At 54.0% G+C, this 25710-nt stretch carries 23 protein-coding genes; 9 read left to right on the forward strand and 14 right to left on the reverse strand.

The genetic code is table 11. The annotated features are described in order from the left end of the window. Positions 1-532: 532 nt before the first annotated feature. The 7 genes from QQL85_RS12050 to QQL85_RS12080 all read right to left on the reverse strand — a co-directional run bounded on the left by QQL85_RS12050 (position 533) and on the right by QQL85_RS12080 (position 9017). Complete coding sequence (locus QQL85_RS12050; protein WP_284353524.1) at positions 533-1261, reverse strand: hypothetical protein; 729 nt, start codon at positions 1259-1261, stop codon at positions 533-535. After that, positions 1254-2324 (reverse strand): LLM class flavin-dependent oxidoreductase, encoded by a 1071-nt coding sequence (locus QQL85_RS12055; RefSeq protein ID WP_284353523.1) that lies wholly within the window; start codon positions 2322-2324, stop codon positions 1254-1256. Before QQL85_RS12055 ends, QQL85_RS12050 begins: the two co-directional genes overlap by 8 nt. Before the next feature lie 3 nt (positions 2325-2327). After that, entirely contained in the window at positions 2328-2804 is a 477-nt protein-coding gene (locus QQL85_RS12060; protein ID WP_284353522.1) for a nuclear transport factor 2 family protein, read from the reverse strand. Between the two features lie 305 nt (positions 2805-3109). Then, positions 3110-5494, reverse strand: coding sequence for a membrane-bound PQQ-dependent dehydrogenase, glucose/quinate/shikimate family (locus QQL85_RS12065; protein WP_284353521.1), 2385 nt, complete (start codon positions 5492-5494; stop codon positions 3110-3112). Positions 5495-5638: 144 nt separating this feature from the next. Then, positions 5639-7288, reverse strand: coding sequence for an aldehyde dehydrogenase family protein (locus tag QQL85_RS12070; RefSeq protein WP_284353520.1), 1650 nt, complete (start codon positions 7286-7288; stop codon positions 5639-5641). A 97-nt stretch (positions 7289-7385) separates the two neighbouring features. Continuing rightward, positions 7386-8480 carry an alkene reductase gene (locus QQL85_RS12075; protein WP_284353519.1) on the reverse strand — a complete coding sequence of 365 codons (1095 nt, stop codon included), beginning with the start codon at positions 8478-8480 and terminating at the stop codon, positions 7386-7388. Positions 8481-8513: 33 nt separating this feature from the next. Continuing rightward, positions 8514-9017 (reverse strand): nuclear transport factor 2 family protein, encoded by a 504-nt coding sequence (locus QQL85_RS12080; RefSeq protein WP_284353518.1) that lies wholly within the window; start codon positions 9015-9017, stop codon positions 8514-8516. 198 nt (positions 9018-9215) lie between these two features. Here QQL85_RS12080 and QQL85_RS12085 point away from each other — a divergent pair, with 198 nt between their 5' ends. Next, positions 9216-10172 (forward strand): LysR family transcriptional regulator, encoded by a 957-nt coding sequence (locus tag QQL85_RS12085; protein ID WP_243055273.1) that lies wholly within the window; start codon positions 9216-9218, stop codon positions 10170-10172. Between the two features lie 52 nt (positions 10173-10224). Here QQL85_RS12085 and QQL85_RS12090 read toward each other — a convergent pair whose 3' ends face one another. The 4 genes from QQL85_RS12090 to QQL85_RS12105 form a co-directional block, all read right to left on the reverse strand. Next, positions 10225-11574 (reverse strand): carbohydrate porin, encoded by a 1350-nt coding sequence (locus QQL85_RS12090; RefSeq protein ID WP_284353517.1) that lies wholly within the window; start codon positions 11572-11574, stop codon positions 10225-10227. A 121-nt stretch (positions 11575-11695) separates the two neighbouring features. Continuing rightward, entirely contained in the window at positions 11696-12550 is an 855-nt protein-coding gene (locus QQL85_RS12095) for an acyl-CoA thioesterase (protein ID WP_284353516.1), read from the reverse strand. A gap of 99 nt (positions 12551-12649) precedes the next feature. After that, a complete protein-coding gene (locus QQL85_RS12100) occupies positions 12650-13426 on the reverse strand; it encodes an enoyl-CoA hydratase/isomerase family protein (protein WP_243055276.1) in 777 nt (258 codons plus the stop codon). An 8-nt stretch (positions 13427-13434) separates the two neighbouring features. Next, positions 13435-14955: a class I adenylate-forming enzyme family protein gene (locus tag QQL85_RS12105; RefSeq protein ID WP_284353515.1), complete on the reverse strand. Its 1521-nt coding sequence runs from the start codon at positions 14953-14955 to the stop codon at positions 13435-13437. A 266-nt stretch (positions 14956-15221) separates the two neighbouring features. Here QQL85_RS12105 and QQL85_RS12110 point away from each other — a divergent pair, with 266 nt between their 5' ends. Both QQL85_RS12110 and QQL85_RS12115 read left to right on the forward strand, forming a co-directional pair. Continuing rightward, a complete protein-coding gene (locus tag QQL85_RS12110) occupies positions 15222-15989 on the forward strand; it encodes an SDR family NAD(P)-dependent oxidoreductase (RefSeq protein ID WP_284353514.1) in 768 nt (255 codons plus the stop codon). Between the two features lie 34 nt (positions 15990-16023). Beyond that, positions 16024-16620, forward strand: a complete 597-nt coding sequence (locus tag QQL85_RS12115; protein ID WP_243055279.1) for a TetR/AcrR family transcriptional regulator — start codon at positions 16024-16026, stop codon at positions 16618-16620. Positions 16621-16667: 47 nt separating this feature from the next. Here the strand turns inward: QQL85_RS12115 and QQL85_RS12120 are convergent, their stop codons facing one another. From QQL85_RS12120 to QQL85_RS12130, 3 genes are read right to left on the reverse strand one after another with little or no spacing between them, the layout of a single operon-like run. Continuing rightward, entirely contained in the window at positions 16668-17615 is a 948-nt protein-coding gene (locus QQL85_RS12120) for a hydroxymethylglutaryl-CoA lyase (protein ID WP_284353513.1), read from the reverse strand. Positions 17616-17619: 4 nt separating this feature from the next. Continuing rightward, positions 17620-18021, reverse strand: a complete 402-nt coding sequence (locus tag QQL85_RS12125; RefSeq protein ID WP_047602701.1) for a cupin domain-containing protein — start codon at positions 18019-18021, stop codon at positions 17620-17622. Between the two features lie 12 nt (positions 18022-18033). Then, positions 18034-19422: an acetyl-CoA carboxylase biotin carboxylase subunit gene (locus QQL85_RS12130; RefSeq protein ID WP_284353512.1), complete on the reverse strand. Its 1389-nt coding sequence runs from the start codon at positions 19420-19422 to the stop codon at positions 18034-18036. Between the two features lie 186 nt (positions 19423-19608). Between QQL85_RS12130 and QQL85_RS12135 the strand changes: the two genes are divergently transcribed. The 6 genes from QQL85_RS12135 to QQL85_RS12160 all read left to right on the forward strand — a co-directional run bounded on the left by QQL85_RS12135 (position 19609) and on the right by QQL85_RS12160 (position 25672). Continuing rightward, positions 19609-20385, forward strand: coding sequence for an enoyl-CoA hydratase/isomerase family protein (locus tag QQL85_RS12135; protein ID WP_284353511.1), 777 nt, complete (start codon positions 19609-19611; stop codon positions 20383-20385). After that, positions 20382-21914 (forward strand): acyl-CoA carboxylase subunit beta, encoded by a 1533-nt coding sequence (locus QQL85_RS12140; protein ID WP_243055283.1) that lies wholly within the window; start codon positions 20382-20384, stop codon positions 21912-21914. The genes QQL85_RS12135 and QQL85_RS12140 overlap by 4 nt, the downstream gene beginning before the upstream one ends. Positions 21915-21942: 28 nt before the next feature. Beyond that, positions 21943-22155, forward strand: coding sequence for a biotin/lipoyl-containing protein (locus tag QQL85_RS12145; protein ID WP_243055284.1), 213 nt, complete (start codon positions 21943-21945; stop codon positions 22153-22155). An 18-nt stretch (positions 22156-22173) separates the two neighbouring features. Continuing rightward, positions 22174-23019, forward strand: coding sequence for a fumarylacetoacetate hydrolase family protein (locus QQL85_RS12150; RefSeq protein WP_284353510.1), 846 nt, complete (start codon positions 22174-22176; stop codon positions 23017-23019). Positions 23020-23091: 72 nt separating this feature from the next. Continuing rightward, entirely contained in the window at positions 23092-24441 is a 1350-nt protein-coding gene (locus tag QQL85_RS12155; protein WP_284353509.1) for an MFS transporter, read from the forward strand. A 76-nt stretch (positions 24442-24517) separates the two neighbouring features. Then, positions 24518-25672 carry an acyl-CoA dehydrogenase family protein gene (locus QQL85_RS12160; protein WP_284353508.1) on the forward strand — a complete coding sequence of 385 codons (1155 nt, stop codon included), beginning with the start codon at positions 24518-24520 and terminating at the stop codon, positions 25670-25672. Positions 25673-25710 lie beyond the last annotated feature (38 nt).

A 25710-nucleotide genomic window follows, 5' to 3' on the forward strand; every position in this document is an offset into this window, starting at 1 on the left:
AAGCCAAGTTCAAAAGGCTCGCAACGGTAGGTATGTGGAATAGGACTCGATTTTGAGGTTTGAGAATCTAGCTCTCATCGCCGTTGCAGGAATTTTACGGCTCATCCTGAGATTGATTAATTAGGTGCAATTCCATTCATTTGATCTTCAAATTCCATAATTGACCCTGCATTCGGGTCGGAACAAAGTCAACAAGCGCAGCTCGTTGCGATGAGCTAGGCGAAGGTGTCTGAAAATAGGCGGACTGCAGGAGGGAGAAACAGCTTGAAAAAGCAGGAATGTGATCAGCAGGAAAATCGACAACGCCCTGCACAGACTCTGGGAATGCCTAATGCGCTTTGGGGCGCTTGATACCGTAAATGGCACAAGGTTTGGAGAGTGGGTAACGAGAGACGTAGCCGTAACGCAGGCGTGGCTCCTGATCACTTAACCGTAGTTTCTATTATCGGTGGTGGTCTGTAATCGCACTTTTGAAGCACTACCAGCGTGCTTTGTAGACCACACCTAAGGCTGGAAAGGTTGAATACACAGATTAGTAGAGGGAGGCTGGCTCCGGAATTTCGACCTGGTCAACGGTTGGCAGTGGCTTTGCGGCACTGTCAGAGAGGTGCAGGCGTACGTTGCGGATTTGAGCGTCCTTTCCAACGACGCTCACTATGGCATCGTATGCTGAGCTACCCTCGGGAGCAGCAGCAATGGCGCTTATTTGCAGGACTTCGTATCCCAAAGCAGCGCACAGAGCGTCATCTGCGTCGGTGATTCCACCAAGCGCAGCATGTAGGCGGGAAAGCACGCGATTTGTTGCCCAAGAGGTTTCGTAGCTCACCCTTCTATTCGGAAGAATCGGCGTTTTATCGAGAGCAATGAAGCGCGGTGCCTCCGGCGCGAAATCTATACGGGTTTCATAGCTGATGATGGATCCCTGCATTCGAGTCTCGCCCGGGGCTTGGTAAGCGACAATCATGTCCAGCAAGCCATCGCCGTTAGCGGCCAGGGAAAAATTGGAGTGAATGATGTGATGCGAGCTGACCAGATCAGGCACAGCAGCAAACCAGGCCTTCAAGGAGTCATGGTCGTCGGCAAAAATGTGGTTCACCCGATGACCTGAAAGCTGAACATTTGGGTGAAACATCGTGAGGTGCCGCATCATATCCCCACCCGGGGCCTCCAGGTAGGCAAACCAGCGATGAGCTAGAGACAGCGCAATGTGATTTGCTTTGGACATTGGTGCTACGGAGGCCGCTAAATCGAGCTTAGCCATGGTTTTTCCCCTCCAAACTTTCAGCTGCCAAAGGCGTTTCGAGCGCTTGCCCTTGATTCGCCATCGATCGGGTGAGGCTGTCGATGGCGTTAAGCCGGGCCTCTTCACCTGGCATCATAAGGTTGATCATTACCTCGTCGGTTCCGTACGCCGCAGCAAGCTCACATAACTGCGACAAGACGTCACCTGCAGTGCCATAGACAAGGCGCCCTTTATTCCGCATTCGAATCGCCAACTCCTCAGAAGACCAGCGATGACCTCGAGTGGTCTCGATTGATGGCACACGATCAAACGGATTAGCGCTCTCCGCGTACGCCAGCCAGAGGTGGAACGCGGACGCATATTCCTCAGCTTGCTCGGTCGTTTTTCCGATAGCAACGAAGACTGCGACCACCACAGATGGCGCGCTGGAAAAATCGGTCTCCTTGAAAGCCTCACGATAAGCCGCAGCTGCTCGAGGCCCATCTCCACGCGGATTGATAAAATGAGCGAAGGTAAAACCTAGTCCTGCATTAGCGGCTACCTCAGCAGTCGAGCCCGATGCGCCCAACACAAAGGGATGAGGCTTTTCCAACGTCATGGGATGCGCACGCATGCCGTTGTAGCGGGAGTTCTCCTTGTGATTACCCGTCACAAAACCAAGGAGATCTTCGACCTTCTGCCCGTAGGGAATCGCCCCGCTTTTCTCATCATTGAGTGCCATGCTCGTACGGCGGTCGGCACCTGGAGCACGACCGAAGCCAAGATCAATCCGGCCAGGAAACAGTGCTTCGAGCAACTGGTAGTTTTCAGCAATTTTCAGGCTGCTGTAGTTGGGGAGTAAGACCCCACCCGAGCCAACCCGAATTTTGTGGGTGGCCGATGCAATGCGCGACATGAGTATTTCAGGTGAATTGCTCGCCGTCGCAGGAGCACCGTGGTGCTCCGAGACCCAGAAGCGCTGGAAACCATTCCTTTCCGCGCATTGAGCCAAGCGAACGCTGGCAGCCAATGCGTCAATGGGATGAAGGTGTTCATCGACTGGGGAGTAGTCGAGGATACTGAGTTTCAACGAGTTGGCCATGCTTCACGCTCCCGTCACCGAGTCTGCAGATTCCTGGGGCTCGCTACGCTCTGGCCAAACCACCTCAAGACGAGTGCGGGTGATTCGCCATTCCCCATTGATGCGTTTGTACTCATCGGCATAGAGGCCAAGCAGTAGCAACGGATTCGGGTCTGGCTTCGATGCGGTTTCAAAGTCGATCAGGTAGCAGCGGCCTTCAGCTGAGTCCGGCCCGGTCAGTTTGATCCAGTGATTGGTGATCGCATGCATGAAGGGATAGCTGCCCTGCCGATCACGGTCGAAGAGCTTGAAGGCATCCTTCAAACCTGAGCGTATGGCATCGATACCCTCCATCTTTCCCACGGTAACCTCTACCACCGCTTCGTCAGCAAATACTTCGTCAAGCGAATCGATGTTGTTGCTATCAAGATGATGGGCATACAAGGTTCTGAGGTTACGAATTTCTTCTCGATCAACGAGACCTTTGATAAGGCTGTCCATGGGCATTTCCTCTGTAATCAGTAAGCTGTGGAGGTTCGCAGCGAGCTCGCAGCTGCTTGTCGCTTCCCCCTTGAGAGCCTACTTTAATTACGAAAGCAGAAAAGATAATCGCCTTTTGATTCCATTCATTTTGGAATTTTAGGATGAAATAAAAGGCAGCTCGCGCGCCACACAACCTTCAGCGGGCGCTAGCGAACTGGAGAGTATTCGGGAGGATTGGAAATAGAATGGAGCAGCCCCGCTATGCGGCGAGGCGACTCTCACAGGAGAGGCCCACCCCAAGACCCGGGGTGGGCTTTGGATTGCTACTGCTTCTTCGGCAGTGCGTATGCAATCAACAAATCGCTTCGATCCATGGAGCTACGAGCCCCGCCAGCGCTGACTACAACAAACTGGCGATTGCTCGACGGCGATACGAAAGTCATCGGAGTAGCCTGAGATCCTACAGGCATGCGAGCTTTCCAGAGCTCGTCACCAGTGGATTGATCGTAAGCCCGCAGGAAGTAATCTTGGGTGCCGGCAAAGAAGACCAGGCCAGACCGTGTCGATACCGTGCCACCGATAGTCGGCATGCCAATAGGGAACGGTGCTCGGACTTTCACGCCAGCAATAGCTGTGTCCTGAACAGTACCTGCTGGTCGCTGCCAAATGATCTGACGTGTCTTCAGATCAATTCCTGTCACAGTGCCGTAGGGCGGCGCTTGGCATGGCACATCCATCGGAGAAACGAACGATGAGTTGGTCACGACAAAGGGTGTACCACGCATTGGCGCGAATTCAGAGTGCGGCTTGCCGTTGCCACTGGTTTCGTGGTGTTCACTTGGGATCAGCTGCACGCGGAGCGGGATACGGATGTCATTGACGACCATCGTTCCAGTGTCTTCGTTGATCGATACACTGCCCCAGTTCATGCCCCCGAAATTACCTGGATGCTGCAAGCTAGCAGTAGTACCAGGTGGAGTGAATGCGCCATCGTAACGCAGGGATTTGAATTGGATCCGGCAAAGCAACTGATCGTAAATCGTAGCGCCCCACATGTCAGATTCTTTCAGTGCTTCCTGACCGATGTAAGGCATGCCCACGGAGAACGGCTGCGTCGGCGCAGTTTTATCGCCCGCCAACTCCTGCTGCGGTACACCACGCTCGACCACATCAGCAATCGGCTTGCCGGTTTCGCGGTTGAGCATGAAGATGTTGCCGGTTTTGGTCGTTTGGATCAGTGCCGGGATTGTTCCACCATTGCCATCTGGTACGTCATAGAGGGCAGGCTGAGCCGGAATATCGTAGTCCCAAATGTCATGATGCACTGTCTGGTAAGCCCAGCGCTCACGCCCAGTTTTGTAATCGAGCGCTACCACTGACGACGCGTAGTGGTTGGCTGCCGCGGAGCGATGGCCACCCCAGAAGTCTGGGGTCGAGTTTCCCAGAGGAATGAATATAAGGCCACGGTTCGCATCGTAAGCGGCTGTAGACCACATGTTGGGTGTGCCGCGGGTGTAGGTCTGGCCTTCCGGTGGATACTTGGTGATCGCTGGACTACCAAGATCCCATGCCCACTCCAATTCTCCGGTCGCAGCGTTGAACGCTCGAATAACCCCTGACGGCTCATTGACTTCAAGGTTGTCATAGACCCAACCGCCTACGATCAGCAGATTGCCGGCTACCGTGACCGGTGAGGTGCCCATATAGTAGGTCGGCTTGATCTCACCCATGCCTTCCTGAAGGTTTACCTGGCCATTATTACCGAAGCTCTGGCACTGCTTGCCAGTCTTGGCGTCCAGGGCAATCAGGCGAGAGTCCAGCGTCGAGAGGATCACGCGTTGAGGGCAGTCCTGAACCACGGCAGATGCGTTACGGACATTATCAGAAACCTCCGTGGAGTCGTAGAAACTCACTCCCCGGCAACGATTCCAGACCTTGTTGTTCTGCACTTTGGCATCGAATCGCCAAATCTCCTTGCCGGTGTTGGCATCGATGGCAAACACCTTGTTCAAAGGGGTGCAGATAAACAATGTGTCTCCAACCTGCACCGGCGTGTTCTGGTTTTCAGAGCCTACATCCGCGATTTCGCCCGTGCGGAACGTCCAAGCGACCTCCAAGTCGGTCACATTGCCAGGCGTAATCTGCTCCAGTGGCGCGAAACGCGTTCCTGTTGGGGTGCGGCCATAGTGCTGCCAGTTTCCGTTCACAGCTTTGTCAGGGGCGCCTCCTGCCACAGCTGGCCGAGCTACGCCCTTGATCACACCATGAGGGAAAAACATCGCAACGAAGCCAACGATCAGCAAGGCTGCGGTGATCCCGGAAGCACCAACCCAAGCTTTTCGGTTGGCAAAACCTACCTTGGTAGCCAGCAAACAGACTGGAATCAGCAAAAGCAGGATGCCGGCAAGTCGTGGTACCAAGGGCCAAAATTGAAAACCAACCTCGTAAACTGCCCATAGACTGGTAGTGCCGACCAGAAGCAGATAAGCCACTACACCAAGCTTCTGCCTTTTAAAGAACCCATATGAGGACGCTGCAAGGACTACAGCAGTGAAGAGGTAGAACAGCGAGCCGCCCAGCCAGGCTAGATAAAGCCCACCAGCCATGAGGGGTAAGGTAAGCAACAGCAATAGCCCCCCGAACCAGAGCGGAAGTTTAGACAGGGTTAGGGTATTCACTTCTTCAGTGACGTCTTTCTGAAATTGCATTTTCTGCGCACCTATTGTTTTTTTTCGCGCTTGGAGAGCTTACGCAGCGAAAGGCCCCCGGGCTCATCACGAAGTGATGCTCCAGGAGCCGCGTGCTGTGTCGTCGTATGTAGCCCGGGCAAGCAGGTTCCCGGGCAACAGGTATTAACTCTTGAGCAGAACTGCTACCGACTTGGTCTCGGTGTAATGCTCAAGCCCATGAAGGCCCATTTCTCGCCCAATGCCAGACTCTTTGAAACCACCAAAAGGCAGCGAAGGGTCGATCTGGTTATGGCTGTTCACCCAGATGATGCCCGCACGGATACGAGCAGCCAGCGCATGTGCTTGGCTAACGTTCTGAGTCCAGATACTTGCTGCAAGGCCGTACTCGGTGTTGTTGGCCTCGCGCGCGAGGTCGTCCAAGCTCTGATTCGAGATCTTCATCGCCGAAATCACAGGGCCAAAAATTTCCTCGCGATAGACCGTCATTCCGGGCTGAACATCTGCGAGTAGCGTGGGCTGATAGAAGAAGCCATCCCCGCCAATCTCACTGGCGCCACAGACGACCTTGGCCCCCTCCTTCACTCCCGCGCGCACCAGCTCACTCACTCGACTCAGCTGGCGCTGGGAAATCAGTGGCCCCAGTTGCGTGGCACGGTTCAGGCCGTGACCAAGCTTCATCTGCGATACGAATTCAGCGACACCATTGATGACATCGTCATAGACGTCTTCATGAATATAAAGACGCGAGCCTGCAGTACATGCTTGACCGCTGTTCAGCATGACCGCTTGAGCTACGCCTGGAATGGCAGTCGACAAATCAGCATCCGGGAAGACGATCACTGGGCTTTTACCCCCAAGCTCGAGAGTGACACGCTTCAAGGTTTTTGCTGCTGCCGCGGCAATGGCTTTGCCAGTGGCAGTGCTGCCAGTGAATGCGATTTTGTCTACAAGCGGACTGTTGACCAGAGCAGCGCCACAGCGGCCATCCCCCGTGATGACATTCAATGTCCCTGGTGGCAGACCGGCCTCCTCGCAAATTGCAGCAAGGCGCAGTGCAGTAAGTGGAGTGTCTTCAGCCGGCTTAAGCACGATCGAGCAGCCAGCCGCGAGCGCAGGAGCCAGCTTCCAGGCAGCCATCAGCAGTGGGACGTTCCAGGGGATAATCTGGCCGACCACACCAACTGGCTCATGAGTGGTATAGGCATGCCATTCACCTGCAAGTCCGACAGGCACAGAAAGCCCATTCAGCTTGGTGCACCATCCGGAGTAATAGCGGAAATGCTCCGCAGAGTTACGCACGTAGGCGTCTTTCACGATGCCGTATGGCGAACCTTCATCAAGCACTTCAAGCTCAGCCAACTCCTGCGAGTATTTGTCTATCAGGTCTCCAATACGCCACAGCACCTTGCTTCTTTCAGAACCCGACAGCTTGCGCCAAGCACCACCATCGAAAGATTTTCGAGCAGCCAGGATTGCCTTCTCGACGTCTTCCTGGTCGGCGTCGGCGACTTCCGCAATGACCTGCCCAGTTGCGGGGTCATACACTTTCCTTCTCTGACCGCTTCGCGCTTCAAGCCACTGACCATCGATGAAAAGACGATGGGAGCTACCCAGGAAGCTCGTGGCCTCTGCTGAAATTGCGGGACGAGAGAGGTCGATCAAATGTTGCGCAGGCATAGCGTCTAGCTCCGGCTTTTGAGGCTTTAGAGAAACCTCATGTTGTATTTTGAGTGCCGCTAACGAACCTAAACAATCCTGCGATGCTTGGCCAATGGAAAAACTGCGCCATTCGATGCAAAAATCAAATCGCACAACCTCGTTTGCTCCTGCGTGCGTCAATAGAGTCGAAAAAAAGCAGCGGGTCTTCCGACCGCGCTGCTTTCACTGCTCAATAGTCCTTAGTGGGCCATCACGCTGGTTGGGCTACGGGGTAGTCGATGTAGCCTCTGTCGCCACCACCGTAGAATGTCGAGCGATCAAATGGTGTTAACGCGTAGCCGCTCCGAAAGCGATCCACCAGATCCGGGTTGGAGATAAAGGGCCTTCCAAAAGCAGCCAAATCGATAAGGCCCTCGTCCAACATTGACTGAGCAACCTCCAGCGTCAGAGAGCCTGCGAACATCACAGTACCTTGGTAGGCGTCGCGCAGCTCCCTGACAAACGAGCGATTGAGGAGGTTTCCACAAAGAGAATCCTGATCGCTAAGGTGCAGGTATGCGAGGTTTCGAGAGCTCAAGGCCTTCGCTGCAGCTAACCAGGTTTCTCGCTCATCGGGGAACGCAGGCATCGCTGAAAGGCGACCGAAAGGGGCAATACGTAAACCGATACGATTGCTGCCAATCGCTTGCGACAATAGGTCTACAGTCTCCAGGAGGAATCGAAGCCTGTTTTCAATGCCACCGCCGTACTGATCAGTACGGGTGTTGAGACCACCATTGATGAACTGCTCGAAAATGTATCCGTTGGCTCCGTGAATTTCGACGCCATCAAAACCCGCCTTGATCGCATTTTGAGCAGCCGTTACAAAATCATTGGATACTCGAGCGATTTCTTCGGTGGTCAGCGCGCGTGGCTTGGTGACCTGCACCTGCCCAGGCTCGCCGTCTGGGCCATAGCCATAGCAAGTGGTGTTTTCTGCCAAAGTGTCTACGGAGGACACGGGTGCCTGTCCAGATGGCTGCAACGATGTGTGCGAAATACGACCGACATGCCAAAGCTGAATGAAGATTCGTCCACCCTCTTCATGTACTGCCTCGGTAACCTTGCTCCAACCTTCTACTTGAGCCGGCGAAAAGATCCCTGGTGTAAAAAGGTACCCTTGGCCCTCTTGGCTGATCTGCGATCCTTCAGTGATCAACAAACCTGCACTGGCGCGCTGGCGGTAATATTCGGCAGTGCTGGCGTCAGGGACGGTATCTTTCGCGCGAGAGCGGGTCATTGGCGCCATCACTACGCGAGAACTGAGCGATAATCCTGCAAGGTCAAACGGAGTTAGCAACGTCATTTCTACCTCGACTGTCAATTCTTTGATCAGAAATCACCAAGATTCTTTCTTGAAGGACGCTTCAACCCAACCCGCTGACCAAGGAGACGACTGCTCGATCGTTCCTGTCATCGACTGGAACAACCAATCGCCCCCCACTTTTATCAAGTGATCGGTATAGTTTCCGGCAAGCAAGAATGCCTCACCCTGGGGTGCATTTTCGGTACTCATCGTTAAGAGGCAAACGAGATTGAAGTGAGCAATTGCGCGATCGCCCTGCTCGCTTATTTCTATTCGAGGAGAGAATATATCGTGTTGACTCCAAGATATTTGCCTACTCAGATTACTACAGTGCCCTCTAATTGCGGCTCGCCCCTTCACATCACCACCAACACCTTTGATGATCCACTCGCCATCCTCAGCAAACAAATCCGCAATATGCTCAGGACTGTATCCGTTATCCAAGTGAAAAGCATACTTGAATTTAAGCTCCTTAATTTTCTCTCGATCTTCCAGTCGTTGCAGGCGCTGTTCTAAGGTGAAATTTTGTTGCGACATAGATGGCTTTTCCTTTTTGTTATTGACCCAGCAATGTGCAGTGTGGCGCAGCCAGACGTACCGTCCTGGAGAAGTGGCTGTACTGCCCCCCTCTCGCGCACTGAGGCAACCCTAGCCATGGAAGCGATGTTTGACTAATGGGTTTTTTTGCTTTATTGATACGCAAATCGAATCACATAAAAACAATGTCGAAATGCCATGAATCAGCTACCTGCCAATCCAAGCACCAAAACTCATAGTCTTTTCAAGCGCTTAAAGTATCGACATCTCTACATGCTAGTCACGCTGGGGGCCAGTCAGAACCTTCATCGCGCAGCAGAGACCTTGAACATGTCGCAGCCAACGCTCACGCGAATGTTGCAGGAAGTGGAAGATGCCTTCGGATGTGCTCTTTTTGATCGACAACCTCGAGGGGTGGTGCCCACTCCAGTTGGTGAGGAATTACTCAAATTTGCGCACTCCGCTTTGAACAGCCTTGATCGCTGCGTCGAAGATCTTACTGCACGAGCTGAAGGAGGGTTTGGTCATCTAGCTGTCGGGGTCGTTATGGGTGGCGCTCTAGATCGTGTTGTTACGACCATAGCCGCTCTCAAGCAAATTTCTCCTCACTTGGGGGTAAGGATGATGAGCGACACCAGTGACTTGCTTATTGAAATGCTGGAACAAGAACGACTAGATGTCGCGATTGCTCGCTTGAGTGCGCCCAGTGATCGTTCGCGATTTGAGTTTGAGCCATTAGGCAATGATCGCCTGGTAGTCGCTGTTCGTAGCGACCACCCGCTCGCAGGGAAACAACCTACTCACATGGAGGAAATGGTTCGCCAATGGACATGGCTGTTACAACCAGCCGCTAGCCCAGGCCGTAAGGCTTTGGAGCGATGGTGGGCAGATCAGGATTTATTACCTCCAACAAAAACAATTGAATGCTCATCCATCTGGGCGATGTTGCAATTGATTCAATTGACAGACTCGATCATGGTTCTAAGCGAAGCCGTCATCCATGACCATGTGCGTACCGGACTGATCAAGGTGCTACCGGGCCACGTGATAGAGGGTCTCCCCCCGTATGGAGTCATTCTGCGCAAGGGCACGATGCGCAGCAGGGAGCTGCAGAGCTTCTTAGCGCACCTACAAACTACAACCCTGCAGCGCTAGCATTAAACGAAAGCGGCAAGCTCAATGCTTCCCGCTTTCAGCCGCAAACTTGCTAGAAACTCGCACGTATCATCAGCCCCATTACAAAGGCATCATCGACCTTATCCACACCTCCTGGGTGGACTATGTACTGCAGATTTGGCCTCACAGTAAGCCAGTTTGTAACCTTGACGCCGTAGTAAAGCTCACTGCTGTACTCATCTGTTTGCACTGGCATGTAAATGGGATTATCAAAATCAGAGATTCGATTATAGTTATTGACTTCGCGTTGGTACTTTGTGACATTTGAAGAAAGACTGAGTCCACCAACAGCGAGTCCGATGGAATCTTGTGGTCTTGATGCGAACGGGCCTTTTATGATTACACCAATATTATAGTGATTCGCAACCGCCCCTGTATCTCTATCATTCCAGAACCCCTCTGAAAACACCTCAATGCCGCGCTGAGGATCTTCATCGATCGCCCCGACCGTCTGCCGGATTACATACCACCAGCCTTTTCGACCGCGGTGAGATTCGAAGCGACTATCAGGCTCATATGCATGCTCTCGGCCATCACTGTTGTAACGAAGGTCATCCGCATCTGTGGTATTGTAGAATGCGCCCAATCTAAATTCTCCAGGGCGTCCAAAAAAAGCTTTCTTTGGTGACCAGATAACCTCAAACGGAATCAGTGCACCTTCAGCGCCGCTCATATTAATTTTGAACGCATTATCATTTTCTAGGAGTGTAGGGTTCTGTTCGAACACTCCGATTTGGAAATCCACGCCATCTTGTATCTTGAGCTTCAACGCGGTAGCCCATTGTCCGATTGGGAAATTATACCAATCATCTCCGTGCCAGTTTCCGCCTGAATTTCCACAAAAAATTAGGTTTTGAAAATCGCAATCAAATTGCCCAAACTCTTCAGGGCCGAATCGCCCAACTCGAAAGTAGGAAGATGGCCTCTGAATCTCCAGTTCGTAATACAGCTGCGATAGCCTTGTGACACTGCCGCGACCGTAAACATTTTGCGTCTGAGTCAAAGAACCTGAGCGAGGGTCGGTCAAACGCTCTTTGGCAAGCTCCTGTCCGTTCCGATCTATCAATGTCAGGACTGCCTTACTAGGGCGCGCTCCTAAAATTTTGCCGAGATCAGCTGCAACAGAAAGCATGTATTGGTCAGCATAAGCAACTTTTTTGTTTTTATTGTAACCGCCAGAGGCGTTATAGGCGCTATCGCTCCGATAGTTAATATCAAAATCCAACCCCTTACTGTGGAGCTCGTCCCTACCCCCCTGCCAATTACCCAGCATCCATGGTGAAGTAGATTGATCAGCGGCGTACGAAGTAAGCGGGTTGGCAGAAAGCAGAATGCATGCAAATGATGCACGCATATAAAATGGCGCAGAACTAGGGTTCATTTTTATTTTTCCTTCCCTGATGACACCCTGGAGGTGTCACTTATTATTTTTAAGATAGGAGATTTTTGGTGGGTCGTAAAAAACAGCAACCACCAAGCAGGTGGCCGCCGTTTGAGAAAGCTCAGAGTCTTCTGATTAGACCCTCTTGTGCTACAGACGCAACCAGCTTCCCATGTCGATCGAACAGGAGACCTCGCGCTAGACCACGACCTGCGCCACTCCATGGGCTATCTGTTGAATACAACAACCAGTCGTCAACATAACAATCGGAATGGAACCATATAGCATGATCGAGGCTCGCAACTCGCATGTCATCTTGCATATCTGACACGCCATGAGGTAGCAACGACGTGATCAACAATGCAGTGTCACTGGCATAAGCCAGCAAACTACGATGTACATCCGAATCGCGAGTTTCGATAGATCCACATCGAAACCAGAAACTCTTATTGGGCGCATGCTTGATTGGGTTACTGGGATCAATCGGTTCAACCGGACGTATTTCTATAGCCTCGGCCACCTCATAGCGCGAACGGATTTCGGCAATCAGCTCCCTTTTACCGTCCAAGAGCTCCAACTCGGTCGGCAGGCTCTCAGGTGGAGGAACCATTGGGGCAGCATGCTGGTGATGCATGCCCTCCTCCACAATATGGAATGAACCATCGCCCACGAATATGACCTTGGAATCCTGCCAGGCAGTCAGTCGTCTGCGGCTGAAGCTCCTCCCATCCTGGATGGTTTCAACTTCATACATCACAGGTGCGTTAGCACGTCCTGGCCTGACGAAGTAGCCGTGGAGTGAATGCAGCTTTTTGTCCGCCAGGACGGTGCGGGTCATGGCCATAGCGGCTTGGCCTAGAACCTGTCCGCCAAATAGCTGAGGCAATCTCAGATCTTGGCTTTCACCCCTAAATACATTTGCCTCCACCTCCTCCAATGCGAAGATGGCGGCCAAGCTCTCTGCAGGTGTACTCATCGACCCTCGCCTCAATAAGGTGTTGCTCAAGCACTGGCGGCAGTGGAAATTGAATAAGCCGCCGCCAATGCACCTGCAACGAAGGTGACATCCCCTTCTCTATTGGCCCTTATAGGCAGGCTCACGCTTCTCAGTGAATGCAGCTATGCCTTCCTTGAAGTCTTCACTCATGAGGATTCTGCGGAAAGCCGTGCGCTCAAGCTCAAGAGCTGCATCCAACCCACAGTCAGCGCCGCGGCGGATTACCTGGAGCGACGCACGAACTGCCAGTGGGCCGTTTTTAGTAATGCCGTGGGCGATTTCCATCGCTCTGGACAGTAGGTTTTCAGAGGAAGTGAGCTCACTTACCAAACCGTCGGCCAGTGCCCGCTCAGCAGTAATCGGTTCCCCAGTGAGCACCATGTGCGTAGCTAGCGCGCTCGGAACCACCCTGGATAGGCGAGTAACTCCGCCGGCACCTGCGATCACCCCCCAACGTGGCTCTGGAAGTGCGAACTTTGCGTAATCCACCGCAATTCGCAGGTCGCATGCCAGAGCAATCTCAAGCCCGCCAGCATAGGCCAGCCCATTGATGGCGGCGATGATCGGCTTGGTGGTCGGAGAACCGCGGTTAATGCCGCAGAAATCGCCATCATCGATTTCCTTGAGCGCCCGCTCCCGCAGGTACGGCAAAAACGTCCCAATGTCCGCTCCCGAACAAAACGCTTTGGATCCCGCACCCGTCAGTACGACAACGTGGATGTCGTCATCCTGATTGATCCTTGACCAGATTTCGCGGAAGGCGAGGTGTGTGTTCAGGTCGATTGCATTCATGGCCTGGGGGCGGTTGATCGTAACCAGCGCCACTCGGCCTTGTTTTTCAAAATCGATTGCCATAATCAGCCTCAGCCTTGTGGCTCAAAACGTTGACGGAGTTCACGCTTGAGAATCTTGCCGTTATGGTTGAACGGCATGTCTGAATAAGCGATGAATTCAACCCGCTTAGGAAGCTGATAGCTCGCCAAGTGCTCCCGAGCGTGAGCAACAAGCAGTTCAGCACTGCCAACCACGCCATCGTGCAACACAACGATAGCGGTGACTTCCTCACCCCAACGCTCATTGTTCAAGCCGATGACAGCTACCTCGCGGACGTGCTCATGCTTGGCCAGCACTGCTTCAACTTCTTGGGAATACACGTTCAGCCCGCCGGTTTTGATCATGTCCTTCAGGCGATCGTAGAAGTACACAAAGCCATTCGAGTCCATGTGCGCCAGGTCGCCAGTGTGCAACCAACCGTCCTGATCGATGGCGTCCGCTGTTGCGTCTGGACGATTGTGATAGCCAAGCATCACGGTTGGCCCACGAAGTACGATCTCACCGATTTCACCCGGTGGCGCCACATTGCCTTTGTCGTCGACGATGGCCACCTCAACGTTCTGAAAGGCACGACCGATCGAGCCACGGGCGCGCTCATAGTCCTCTTCTTTCAAGACCGTAGCGATCGGGCCTGCCTCCGTAAGGCCGTATTGGTAGTAGATTTTCACGCCTGGGATGCACGCTTTCATTGCGCCACGATCATTTGCAGTCAGAATCCCGCTGCCCACATACCAACGGGTCATGGAGCTCACATCCAATTCCTTTGCGAGAGGATGCAGGACGAATTCACGTGCCAATGATGGAGGCATGAAGGTGTTGGTGACGCGCTCTTTGTTGATGACTCTCAACACGTCTTCGGTGGCATATTTTTCCAGCAAGGTTGCAGTAGCCCCCAGATACAGATGCGGGAGGAGCCAGCAATTGAGTGCTGCAGAGTGGTGCAAAGGAGTCGCAATCAAGGTGTTGTCGCCCTCCTCCATGTCGGTGTCGATAATCTCGTTCAACGAGTTCCAGAAAAGGTTCGAGTGGCTGAGCAGTACACCTTTCGAACGACCTGTAGTGCCACCGGTGTATAGAATTACGGCAGGATCATGCTCGCTGAGCGCCTCTGCGGCATGAGGCAGGTTGGTGCTGTTACCTTTGAAGGCACTCAACGACTCGAGTCTCACGATAGGCAGTGCCAATGACTCCAGGAGTGGGCCAAATGCCTCTACGTGCTGTTCAGACACGAACAAGACTTTTGAGCCGCTGTCCTCCAGCATCATCAGAATCTGCTCAGGCGTCTCTCGATAATTCAGCGGCACAGCGACTGCACCGATCTTGACGACACCATAGAACGCTTCAACCCACTGACGGCTTGAGCTTGCGAGAAACGCTACCTTGTCGCCATGAACCACGCCTTGTGCCAGGAGCGAGTGCCCGACCTGGTTAGCGCCCGACTCGAACTCCGAATAGGTAGTCCGACCGGCCTTGTCGATGAGGGCCACCTTCTCTGGAAAGCGCTTGGCGTTATGGGTGATGTGACCACCCAGCAGCATACGGCTAGACATGAAAAATCCTCTTGTAATTGTTTTGAAGCCCCAAGCGCGCAGATGTCCACGCAGCGTCCGAGCTGTCTGGACGCCCAGAATAACTAACCTGCGTTAGTTTGCAAGAGGGAAAATGCAGGGTTTTTAGAACGAAAAGGCCTACGGGAAGGAGCGGCCCGGTGCAAAATTCAGAGCATGAATCGCCTGCAGGCCTTGTAATTCGACCTAAAGGGGCTAAAAATAACGAGCGTTAGTTTCCTATTCCAAAAACAAGACGAGGACTCACCATGCTTGACCTTTCACTACGCCTTGATGATGCAATCGTACTGATCACAGGGGGCGGCCGAGGGAATGGCGCATCCCTCGCCCATGGTTTTGCTACAGCGGGGGCAACCGTCATCGTGACCGACATTGACATGAACACTGCCTCAGGGACAGCCAAAGCCATATGCGACAAAGGTGGTAAGGCTCATGCATTCGCCCTCGATATCTGTGACGAGGCTGCTTGTGCCGCCCTCTCGGAACTCGTAAAGCGTGAAATCGGCAGTATCACGGCGCTGATCAACAATGCTGGCCTGCTCTTCCGCGCTCCATTCGCCAGCGACAAGAGCCCTGAGCAGTGGCGTCGAACCATGGCAGTGAATGTAAACGGCATGTTCAATGTCACCCATGCCTTCCTACCCCATTTAAAAGAAACGAAAGGCTCAGTACTCAACATCGGCTCCATCCACAGCTTCACATCCGGCCTGGCCTCACTATCCAGCTACGTGACATCCAAAGGCGCAGTCTTGCAATTTACTAAGGCTCTGGCATCTGAACTGGCCGTTGACGGGATCCGTGTAAATGGTCTCGCTCCAGGCTCGTTCCCGACAGCTATGTCGCAAGAGACACGGCAAGATCCTAGCAAGCTTGAGGCATTCCTTAGTCACGTGCCTATGGGGCGTACGGGCGAACCGCACGAGCTGGTAGGGCCGGCAGTGTTCTTGACCTCACACCTGGCAAGCTATATTACTGGCGCGATGGTTCCTGTGGATGGTGGCTATCTGACCCGCTAAGCCGCCCTCCCATTCATATAGAGACATTTACCTGATGCGACCCGTAGGCGCGAAACGAGAAGTCACCGAATTAGCCATTCACACCGCCGGCGTGGAGTTGATTGCCAAGTACGGCTACGAGGCGATGACCCTGAGAACCCTTGCGGAGCAGGTGGGCATCAAAGCTGCCTCCCTCTACAACTACTTCAGCAACAAGCAAGAGTTCTTAGCTACCGTCCTCAAGGCCGTGATGCGTGATCTCCTGATGGAGTTCACCGAAAAGGTGGATCTTCAGCCATCCACATACCAGCGTTTTGAGGCCATGGTAGGTGTGCATCTGCATTTCCATACTGAGCGCCGCAAAGAGGTCTTCATCGGCAACATGGAGCTTCGCAGCCTGGATGAGGATAATTACCGCATGGTTACCCGCTTGCGCTCAGAGTACGAGCGTCGGGTTCGTCAAATCATCGAGGATGGTGTGAAGGAAGGAATCTTCGATGTCTCTGACTGCAACCTCACAACCAAAGCACTGATCTCCATGCTGACCGGCATCTGCACCTGGTATCAGCCGGGGGGCAAGCTCGGACTTGAGGAGCTGGAGCGGCAGCACATCGAACTGTCGCTCAGAATGGTAGGATTTAAATCCAGCTGAACCAAAAACCCCACCTTGAAGGTGGGGTTTTTTACATCTTGCTTGCGTTACGCCTTTTTGTAGCGGCCCAAGCTGCCACCGTGCATGACCTTGCCCGGCAGCTGACGACCGAAGATATCCTCTGCAAGATTTGCGACTTCGATCAAGGCGTCGAGATTGACGCCAGTTTCGATCCCCATCTCCTCACACATGAACACGAGGTCTTCGGTGCAGATGTTTCCTGCAGCGCCGCGATGGCCTGCGAATGGGCAACCACCCAGGCCAGCACAGGAGCTATCGTATTTCGCAACACCCAGCTTGAGCGCCGCATATACATTCGCCAAGCCTGTACCCCGGGTGTCGTGAAGGTGGAGGCCTAACGCCAGGTCAGGCCACTTCTCGCGAACGGCGCCAATCGTCCTTTCCATCATCAATGGATTTGCCCAGCCAACGGTATCAGCAAGGTACACACCCTTGAGCTGTACATCCGCTTCGGTCGCCAGATCCAGCACCTCTCCCACCATTCGGACAACCTGGGGGATGGGCATATAGCCTTCATAGTTGCACCCAAAAGCAGTCATGACGTAGCCCCACTCAACCGGAACATCATGCTCTGCGTACGACTTCAGCCATGCGCGCTGCTCATCGAGCGTCTGCTCGATGTTCTTGTTCGTGTTGTTGACTGAAAAAGCTTCCGACGCTGTTACACGGATAGCCCCGATGATATCCAGCTGAGATTTGTAAGCGCGCTCTAGCCCCTGCTGGTTCAGCCAGAGACCTGTGTAGCGTACGCCAGGCTTCTTGTTGATAGCAGCAGCTAGCTCATCAGCATCAGCCATCCCTGGAACGCGTTTCGGATTGACGAACGAAACGCAGTCAATTTGCTTCAGCCCCGTCTCAGCTAGAGCCTCAATCAGCTCAGCCTTTCGATGCAGTGGGATAGGATTGGCTTCGATCTGGAACCCCTCACGTGGCCCCTCTTCGTTGATCCAAATTTTCTTTGGCAGGTCGCTCATTTGTTTACTCCAGATTCTGACCAGCGTGTACGCCTTCCAGGAACTTGTTCGGGCGAAGGAAGAAGGAAAGCACCAGCGCCCCATTCGGCGAACGTGCCAGATGCTGATTGCCACGAGGGCGCCAAACGAAGTCGCCTGCGACGACCTCACCCTCGTCATCTACGATGCTGCCCTCCAGTACGTAGGTTTGCTCCACCTCGACATGCTCATGCAGAGGCAGCCGGGTTCCAGGAGCCCAGCGGAACAGCGCAGTGAGAAGCCCGCTCTCCTTATCCTGCAGGAGAATTTTCATGTCGATGCCGGGTGTGGGCGTGGGCTTCCATGGGAGTGATTCAACGTTGATATAGCGCGATGCCAACTCAGAGAGGCCTTCGATGCCCGGCACGTTGGGTGTGGTAACAGCCATGACGATCTCCTCTTAAGCTGGTTGTTCTGCTGCGACAGCGAACAGGCTTTCGCTGTGCTCATCAATGAAGCGAGTGTGAACCTTTGCCTCGAGATAGGCAGGCTCAGCCAACACGCGGAGCAGGAACTGGCGATTGGTTTTGAGGCCAGAAATTTTGAGTTCTGTGAGTGCTTTTTGGAGGCGCGAAACTGCCTCTGCACGGTCTTTGCCATGCGCGATGATTTTCATGATCATCGGATCGTAGAAAGGCGTGATTCGATCACCAGCTACGAATCCGCCATCAATGCGAACACCCTCTACCTGAGGCACCTCAAGCTCTTCGATCAGGCCTGGAGCAGGCATGAACTTCTTCTCAGGAGACTCCGCGTAGAGACGGGCCTCAATGGCGTGCCCATGGCGCTGGATCGACTGCTGCTTCAGCTCAGCCTCCACGCCCTCCCCCAGCGCATGACGAATTTGAGCCTCAACCAGGTCTACCCCAGTCACAGCCTCCGTGACAGGATGCTCTACTTGAATGCGCGTATTCATCTCAAGGAAGAAATACGATTTCGATTTGTCGTCGTAGAGAAACTCTACGGTACCGGCACCATCGTATCGGCAGAGTTTGGCGAGGTTTACGGCAGCTTCCGCCATGTGCGCTAGAACATCCGACGGCACGTTCGGCGCGGGAGACTCTTCAAGCACCTTTTGGTAGCGGCGCTGGATCGAACAATCGCGCTCAAAGAGGTGCACAGCCTCACCATTGCCAAAACCAAATACCTGCACTTCGATGTGGCGAGCACTTTCAATCAGCTTCTCCAGAAAGACGGTACCGTCGCCGAAAGCACGCTCAGCCATGCGCTGTGTTGCAGCGACCGCCTCAACCAGGTCAGCAGGCGAATGAACAGGTTTCAGCCCGATACCGCCACCTCCCGCTGACGCTTTAACCAGGAGCGGGTAACCCACCACTCGGGCGGCGTTGATCAGCGCCTCTGGATCTTCGGCAGTAACGTTTTCTGCCGCAGGTTGCACAGGTACGCCCGCCTTGATGGCCAAGTGACGGGAGCGCTGCTTGTCCCCCATTGCCTTGATCACTTCTGCGGTTGGGCCAATGAAGGTAATACCGGCAGCAGCGCAAGCGTCGGAGAAGTCGGTGTTTTCAGACAGGAAGCCATAGCCGGGGTGTACCAGCGTTACACCGTTCTCTTTGGCAACGCGTAGCACCTTCTCCGCATCTAGATAGCTTTCCGCCGCTTTGGACGGGCCAATGAGAAACGCCTCATCAGCAGCCTTCACGTGCTGAGATTCGGCATCTGCTTCGGAATACACCGCAACGGTAGGAATTCCGAGAGCTTTGGCGGAGCGAATCACCCGGCATGCGATCTCGCCGCGATTCGCGATCAGTAGTTTTTGTTCTGTCACGATCATCTCCTAAAACTAACAGTTGTAAGTCACTAGCATCGATACGTCCGTCTCTGCTTGCGCGCCGCTATCTATGGGCATCGCGACGGAAAGCTGAAAAACGACGACCAGGCTTGTGCTGGAAACAAAGCCTAGCTATATTCTCGAAAACTAACAACGGTTAGTAAAACAAAAAAGGAGAATCCCTTGAGCACAACGCAGCTCCTGGTCGAGCGCCAAGGCCCACGCGCTACCATCATCCTGAGCAATCCTGCCAAGCGAAATGCGATTGCCACCGTGACTGCCAGCAATCTGGTCGACACGTTGATACAGCTGGACGGTGAGCAGGACATCCGAGTCATCGTCATCACAGGTGAAGGCGAGTGCTTCTCCTCCGGCGGTGATCTTGACGAATTTCTTTCCACTGTTGACGCAGGCGGTACTCAGCTGTGGGAAACAGGTGAACCTTGGCAGCGCCTATTCAGCGTAATTCCGACCCTGAGCAAGCCAGTAATTGCCCGCGTCGTCGGCCCCGCAATGGCTGGCGCTTGCGGCTTGGTCGCTGCCTGCGACTTTGCCTATTGCACCGAAGGCGCCAAGTTCGGCTCTCCGGAAGTGAAAATTGGCCTCTTCCCCCTTTTCATTCTCCCAGCGCTTCTGGGTCGTTTGGGAGAGCGCAACGCTCTGGATTTGGCCCTTACCGGCCGCACTATTGATGCTCAAGAGGCCTATCGCATGGGCCTCGTAAATCAGGTTTCCACGGCTGATGAAATTGACGCTTTGGTAGACCAGCTGGTGAAAACCTTCACACATCTGGAGCCTGCCACTGTCCGTCGGGGCAAGCACGCATTCAACAAAATCTCGTCCGTTGGCCTGATTGAAGGCTTGGAGCTGGCCCGCGGCCTGCGCCCTGCGTTCATGTGCTCCGAAGAGCTACGTCGCGGTATCGAGAAATTTTTTGCCAAGAAAGAGGTGAAGGCATGAGCGGTTACGAAAACGTAAAAGAATTGCAGCGCCGCGTCGAAATCGCACGCGCCGGCGGTTCGGACAAAGCAAAAGAGAAGCACCAGGCTCAGGGCAAGATCTTGGTTCGCGATCGTCTCAACATCCTCTTCGACAACGGCGAATACCTTGAGGACGGTCTGCTGGTTGGCGCATCTCGTGGCATGCCTGGCGACGCGGTGGTAACGGCAATTGGCAAGATCAACGGCCAAGAAGTCGCTGTCATCGCAAACGACATGACAGTCAAAGCGGGCACCTGGGGCTACCACACCTTCCGCAAAATCGTCCGTATGCAAGAAATTGCTGTCGATGCCAAGATGCCAATCATCTACCTGGTGGACAGTGCTGGCGCTCGTATCGACAGCCAATTTGACTGCTACCTCGGGCGGATTGCATGGGGCAACATTTTCTACACGCAAGTGCAAATCTCGGGTGTAGTGCCCCAGGTCTGCGTAATGTTCGGCCCATCACCTGCCGGATCTGCCTATGTGCCAGCATTGTGCGACCTGGTCATCATGGTCGACAAACAGGCAACTGCTTACCTGGGCTCTCCGCGCTTGGCTGAAGCAGCAATCGGCGAAAAGGTAACCGAAGAGCAAATGGGCGGTGCTCGCATGCACTGCGCCATGAGCGGGCTCGGCGACTATCTGGCTCAAAATGAAGAAGAAGCGCTCAAGGCAGCTGCTGACTACCTCCGTTTCTTCCCAAGCCACAACAGCCAGCTTCCTCCTCTGCGCGAACCGAAACAGCCTGCCTCCAAACGATCGATTACCGAAATCGTTCCAGCAGACCAGAACCGTCCGTTTGAGGTAAGGGAACTCATTGAGTCGCTAGTCGATGAAGGCTCGATCTTTGAGATGAAGGCACTCTTTGCCAAAGAGATCTACACCGCGTTCGCTTACCTGGGCGGCCGCCCTGTCGGCATTATCGCGAACAACTCGAAGAACAAAGGCGGTGTCCTGTTCAACGACAGCGCCGACAAAGCTACCCGTTTCATCTGGGCGTGCAACGCCTTCAATATTCCACTGCTTTTCCTGCAGGACATCAGTGGCTACATGATCGGTAGCGCCGTAGAGAAGGCGGGGATCATTCGTCACGGCGCGAAGCTGCTGCATGCGGTCTGTGAAGCGAAGGTGCCGCGGATCTCCGTCATGGTTCGCAAAGGTTACGGCGGTGGCTACCTTGGCATGTCGGGCGGCCCGACCATGCCAGACGCACAGCTCGCCTTGCCTGGTGCAATGCCCGCCCTGATGGGCCCAGAAGCTGCCATCAACGCCATCCACTACAACGAGATCCAGGCCCTGGAAGGTGAAGCGCGAGCTGCGTTCATTGATGAAAAGCAGAAGGCCTACGCCAAGGACATCAACGCGTTCGATCCTGCTGATCAATTCTCCTTCGAAGCGGTAATCGATCCGGACGATCTGCGTGACGAGCTGATCAAGCGCTTTGCCTTGTACAGCCGCCGTGAAATTCCTCGTATCGATCGCCGCAACGGCATCTACCCGGTTTAACCCCAGATAATTAGAAAGGATTTAGCTGATGAGCGAAATCAAAGCACCAATGGCCGGAAACATTTGGAAGATCAACGTCCAGGTGGGCCAGGAGGTCAACTTCGGCGATGAAGTCATCATCATGGAATCCATGAAGATGGAGATCCCGGTAGAGGCCGATGACTCGGGCGTCGTTAAAGAGATCAAGGTCGTAGAAAACGATACCGTCGACGACGGGCACGTTCTCATTGTCCTGGGTTAATCCTGAGAGATTTTGTCCATGAAAATTGCATCCTTCATGTATGACGGGCGCAGTTCGTACGGTGTCGTCAGTGGCGACACCGTTTCGGACGCTGGCGCAGTGCTCGGTCAATGCTATTCCGACTTGCGCTCCGTTCTAGAGTCCAGTGACGGTTTAGCTGAACTCGCTGCGCTGCGCGACGCACCGGTTCTGAGCGTAGAACAGGTTCAATGGCTTCCAGTCATTCCAAATCCCGACAAGGTTCTGTGCGTTGGCCTGAACTACCTCAAGCACATTGTCGAGACTGGCCGCGAAGTACCAAAGCACCCCACCCTGTTCACGCGATTCGCGAGCGCCCAGGTTGGTCACGACCAGCCACTCATCCAGCCCAAGGCATCCACCGCTTTCGACTTTGAGGGCGAGTTGGCGATCGTGATCGGCAAAGCGGGTCGGCACATCTCAAAAGAGAACGCTCTGCAGCATGTAGCTGGTTACAGCCTCTTCAATGACGGATCCATTCGTGACTGGCAGCGACACACCCTTCAGTTCACTGCGGGTAAGAATTTTGTCGGGAGCGGTAGCTTTGGCCCTTGGCTCGTCACCAAGGAGGAAATCACCGATATCAACAGCCTCGTCCTGGAAACGCGCTTGAACGGCGAGGTGGTACAGCGTGAAGGTCTTGACGATCTGCTTTTCAAAATTCCTGAGTTGATCGAGTACATCTCAACCTTCACCCAGCTCCTGCCGGGGGATGTGATCGCGACTGGAACCCCGGGTGGTGTGGGTGCATTCCGTACCCCGCCACTCTGGATGAAACCTGGTGATGTTGTTGAAGTTGAAGTGGAGGGAATCGGAACACTCAAAAATACCGTCAAAGCTGAGTAAGACCTAAATGGTGAAAGGCGTCCACGCGCGCCTTTCATTCGAAGTCCGCACAATAACAACACTGGACTCACCATGAAATCGACGATCGACGCCTCCAGCTGGAGCCTTGCTGAAGCAAACGCAATCAATCGTGTGCTTTTTCGAAAAATAGCACTGCGCGTCATCCCTCTGATCTTTGTCGCCTACATCTTCGCCTTCCTTGATCGGGTGAATATCGGCTATGCGAAGCTTCAGATGCTCCCCGACCTAGGCTTGACGGAAAGCCAATACGGCTTTGCGGCCGGGATCTTTTTTATTGGCTACGCCCTGTTTGAGATCCCAAGCAATCTGCTGCTAGACAAGATAGGCGCCCGAAAAACCATGACGAGAATCATGGTGCTCTGGGGGCTTGCATCGGCCGCCACCATGCTTGTCACCACCGCTCAGCAGCTCTACATCTTGCGTTTGCTGCTTGGGATCTTTGAAGCTGGCTTCTTCCCTGGCGTGATTCTCTACCTAAGCTACTGGTTCCCAAGCTATATGCGTGGTCGAGTGACCGGCACCCTTCTGCTTGCCACGCTTGTTGCCCCCATCCTGGGCGGCCCAATTTCAGGCATCATCATGGAGTCAATGAATGGTGTTTCTGGCCTGGCGGGATGGCGGTGGCTCTTCTTGCTGGAAGCTGTACCAATCATCTTCATCGGGATCGCATGCTTCCTTTTGCTTTGCGATAAACCCGAACAGGCGCACTGGCTCAGCACCGAGGAGAAGGCTCTACATCAAGAGCTGATGGCTCATGACAAAGCAACCCTCGACCCAGAAGCAGTCAACCCACACAGTGGCGAGGCGATATTCAGCGCTCTCACCGATCCGAAAGTGTATGTCCTGGCATTCCTCTATTTCAGCTCTGCTCTCGGCACCTACGCGTTCAATTTCTGGCTGCCGACTACTATCCAAAAGCTCGGCGTTTCCAGCATCACCCATATTTCGCTCTACGCAATGATCCCCTTTACCTGCGCCGCCCTTGGGATGATTTTGATCGGTCGCAGCTCTGACCTGCGACGCGAGCGACGAATGCATTACTGCATCAGCATCTTGTTCGGGGCAGCAATGCTATCCCTCTCTACCCTTTCTACCTCCCTTCCCCTGTCCTTAGCCCTATTGGGTGGAGCAGCGTTCGGGTTCAGTGGGGCAATCATCGTCTGCTGGGCAATTCCAGCGACATACCTCAAAGGCAAAAGCGCGCCGGCTGGGATTGCATTGGTCAGCTCGCTAGGCTCGCTCTGTGGTTTTGCAGCGCCCTCGATCATTGGCCTCGCGCGCGAACTGACGGGTAAGGATCACGCGGGCATGTATGCGATCAGCCTGATCATGGTGATAGCAGCCCTCTTCATGCTCACGCTCATGCCTAAGCATGCCCTTGCTGTCGGTAAACCTGACTGACAGATTTCCCATCCAGCAGCCGGGAAGGCACATAGCCCCGGCTCCTTTGCAACCATAAGAAGCCCAGGAGAGTAGGATGTTTTTGAACCTATCCGAAGAAGAGCAACTGTTCTGCGATGCAGTGGAAGGTACTATCAAGCGGGTTGCACCTGTTGAGCATGTACAGAAGCTGGATAATGCCAAGAAATTTGATTTCGACCTGCATAAAGCACTGGCTGAGCTCGGCGTCTGGGGCGTGGGTATCGGCGAAGAATTTGGAGGATCCGGTGGTACGCCCAAGCTTCAAGTTCTGACCTTGGAGGCGCTAGGTCGGAGGGCAACCTCCATGGCAGTCTTCGGCGTCGTTCAGTTCATGGCTACTCGACTCCTCAGCCAATACGGGACGCCACAGCAGCAAGATCAGTACCTGGCGAGACTTTGCGCCGGCGAGATCAAAGCATCGTTCTGCCTGACTGAAGAAAGTGGTGGCACTGACATCCTGCAGGCAATGCGCACCAAGGCCAAGCGAGTCGATGACGGTTGGCGACTAACCGGTGGCAAATATTGGATCAGTGGCGCGATCCACGCAGACCTGCTCATTGTCCTCGCTCGCACCGGCGAGCACCGCTCGCGCGGCGTAACCATGTTCCTCGTCGATAAGTCAGCACCTGGCGTTTCGGCAACAGAGATCAATACCTTCGCTATCAACAGCTACGACACCTGCTCTGTTGCTTTCGACGACGTGAAGCTCTCGGATGACGCAGTGCTGGGCGAAGTAGATCAGGGTTTCATCCAAGTCTTGAGCACGCTCAACTCTGAGCGGCTGAACGCCGCTGCGGTTGCTGTTGGCATTGGTCGAGGCGCTCAACAACTGGCAGTCGAGTACGCCAAAGATCGTAAAGCATTCGGACGACCCATCGGTCAATTCCAAGCGCTGCAGCATCGGCTGGTATACGCCGGCGTTGCACTCGAGCAGGCTTGGCTTACGACCCAAATGGCTGCGATTGCGGAGGAGCAAGGTCATCAGAACATCGAGGTTTCCAGCGCCATCGCAAAGCTTGCCGCCAGTAAAGCTGCCAACGAAGCGGTAAGGGTTGGCATGGAGTCAATGGGCGGAGCAGGCTTTGATCTGGAATATCCGATGCAACGCTACTATCGAGATATCCGCCTCTACTCTTTTGCACCACTGACCGATGACATGCTTGCAAACCTGCTGGGTGAACGCTGGCTCGAGTTGCCTCGATCATTTTGAGATCAAAACCTAGCTTTTGGTACTAGAGCGTCGTTACT

The sequence above is a fragment of the Pseudomonas putida genome, assembly GCF_030159595.1.
Classification (GTDB): Bacteria; Pseudomonadota; Gammaproteobacteria; order Pseudomonadales; family Pseudomonadaceae; genus Aquipseudomonas; species Aquipseudomonas putida_AC.

What these genes read in the sequence shown, in the direction of transcription:
- QQL85_RS12050 (WP_284353524.1), bottom strand. Translation starts at nt 1,261, where the DNA reads ATGGCTAAGCTCGATTTAGCGGCCTCCGTAGCACCAATGTCCAAAGCA.
- QQL85_RS12055 (WP_284353523.1), bottom strand. Translation starts at nt 2,324, where the DNA reads ATGGCCAACTCGTTGAAACTCAGTATCCTCGACTACTCCCCAGTCGAT.
- QQL85_RS12060 (WP_284353522.1), bottom strand. Translation starts at nt 2,804, where the DNA reads ATGGACAGCCTTATCAAAGGTCTCGTTGATCGAGAAGAAATTCGTAAC.
- QQL85_RS12065 (WP_284353521.1), bottom strand. Translation starts at nt 5,494, where the DNA reads ATGCAATTTCAGAAAGACGTCACTGAAGAAGTGAATACCCTAACCCTG.
- QQL85_RS12075 (WP_284353519.1), bottom strand. Translation starts at nt 8,480, where the DNA reads ATGACGTTGCTAACTCCGTTTGACCTTGCAGGATTATCGCTCAGTTCT.
- QQL85_RS12080 (WP_284353518.1), bottom strand. Translation starts at nt 9,017, where the DNA reads ATGTCGCAACAAAATTTCACCTTAGAACAGCGCCTGCAACGACTGGAA.
- QQL85_RS12085 (WP_243055273.1), top strand. Translation starts at nt 9,216, where the DNA reads ATGAATCAGCTACCTGCCAATCCAAGCACCAAAACTCATAGTCTTTTC.
- QQL85_RS12090 (WP_284353517.1), bottom strand. Translation starts at nt 11,574, where the DNA reads ATGAACCCTAGTTCTGCGCCATTTTATATGCGTGCATCATTTGCATGC.
- QQL85_RS12095 (WP_284353516.1), bottom strand. Translation starts at nt 12,550, where the DNA reads ATGAGTACACCTGCAGAGAGCTTGGCCGCCATCTTCGCATTGGAGGAG.
- QQL85_RS12100 (WP_243055276.1), bottom strand. Translation starts at nt 13,426, where the DNA reads ATGGCAATCGATTTTGAAAAACAAGGCCGAGTGGCGCTGGTTACGATC.
- QQL85_RS12105 (WP_284353515.1), bottom strand. Translation starts at nt 14,955, where the DNA reads ATGTCTAGCCGTATGCTGCTGGGTGGTCACATCACCCATAACGCCAAG.
- QQL85_RS12110 (WP_284353514.1), top strand. Translation starts at nt 15,222, where the DNA reads ATGCTTGACCTTTCACTACGCCTTGATGATGCAATCGTACTGATCACA.
- QQL85_RS12115 (WP_243055279.1), top strand. Translation starts at nt 16,024, where the DNA reads ATGCGACCCGTAGGCGCGAAACGAGAAGTCACCGAATTAGCCATTCAC.
- QQL85_RS12120 (WP_284353513.1), bottom strand. Translation starts at nt 17,615, where the DNA reads ATGAGCGACCTGCCAAAGAAAATTTGGATCAACGAAGAGGGGCCACGT.
- QQL85_RS12125 (WP_047602701.1), bottom strand. Translation starts at nt 18,021, where the DNA reads ATGGCTGTTACCACACCCAACGTGCCGGGCATCGAAGGCCTCTCTGAG.
- QQL85_RS12140 (WP_243055283.1), top strand. Translation starts at nt 20,382, where the DNA reads ATGAGCGGTTACGAAAACGTAAAAGAATTGCAGCGCCGCGTCGAAATC.
- QQL85_RS12145 (WP_243055284.1), top strand. Translation starts at nt 21,943, where the DNA reads ATGAGCGAAATCAAAGCACCAATGGCCGGAAACATTTGGAAGATCAAC.
- QQL85_RS12150 (WP_284353510.1), top strand. Translation starts at nt 22,174, where the DNA reads ATGAAAATTGCATCCTTCATGTATGACGGGCGCAGTTCGTACGGTGTC.
- QQL85_RS12155 (WP_284353509.1), top strand. Translation starts at nt 23,092, where the DNA reads ATGAAATCGACGATCGACGCCTCCAGCTGGAGCCTTGCTGAAGCAAAC.
- QQL85_RS12160 (WP_284353508.1), top strand. Translation starts at nt 24,518, where the DNA reads ATGTTTTTGAACCTATCCGAAGAAGAGCAACTGTTCTGCGATGCAGTG.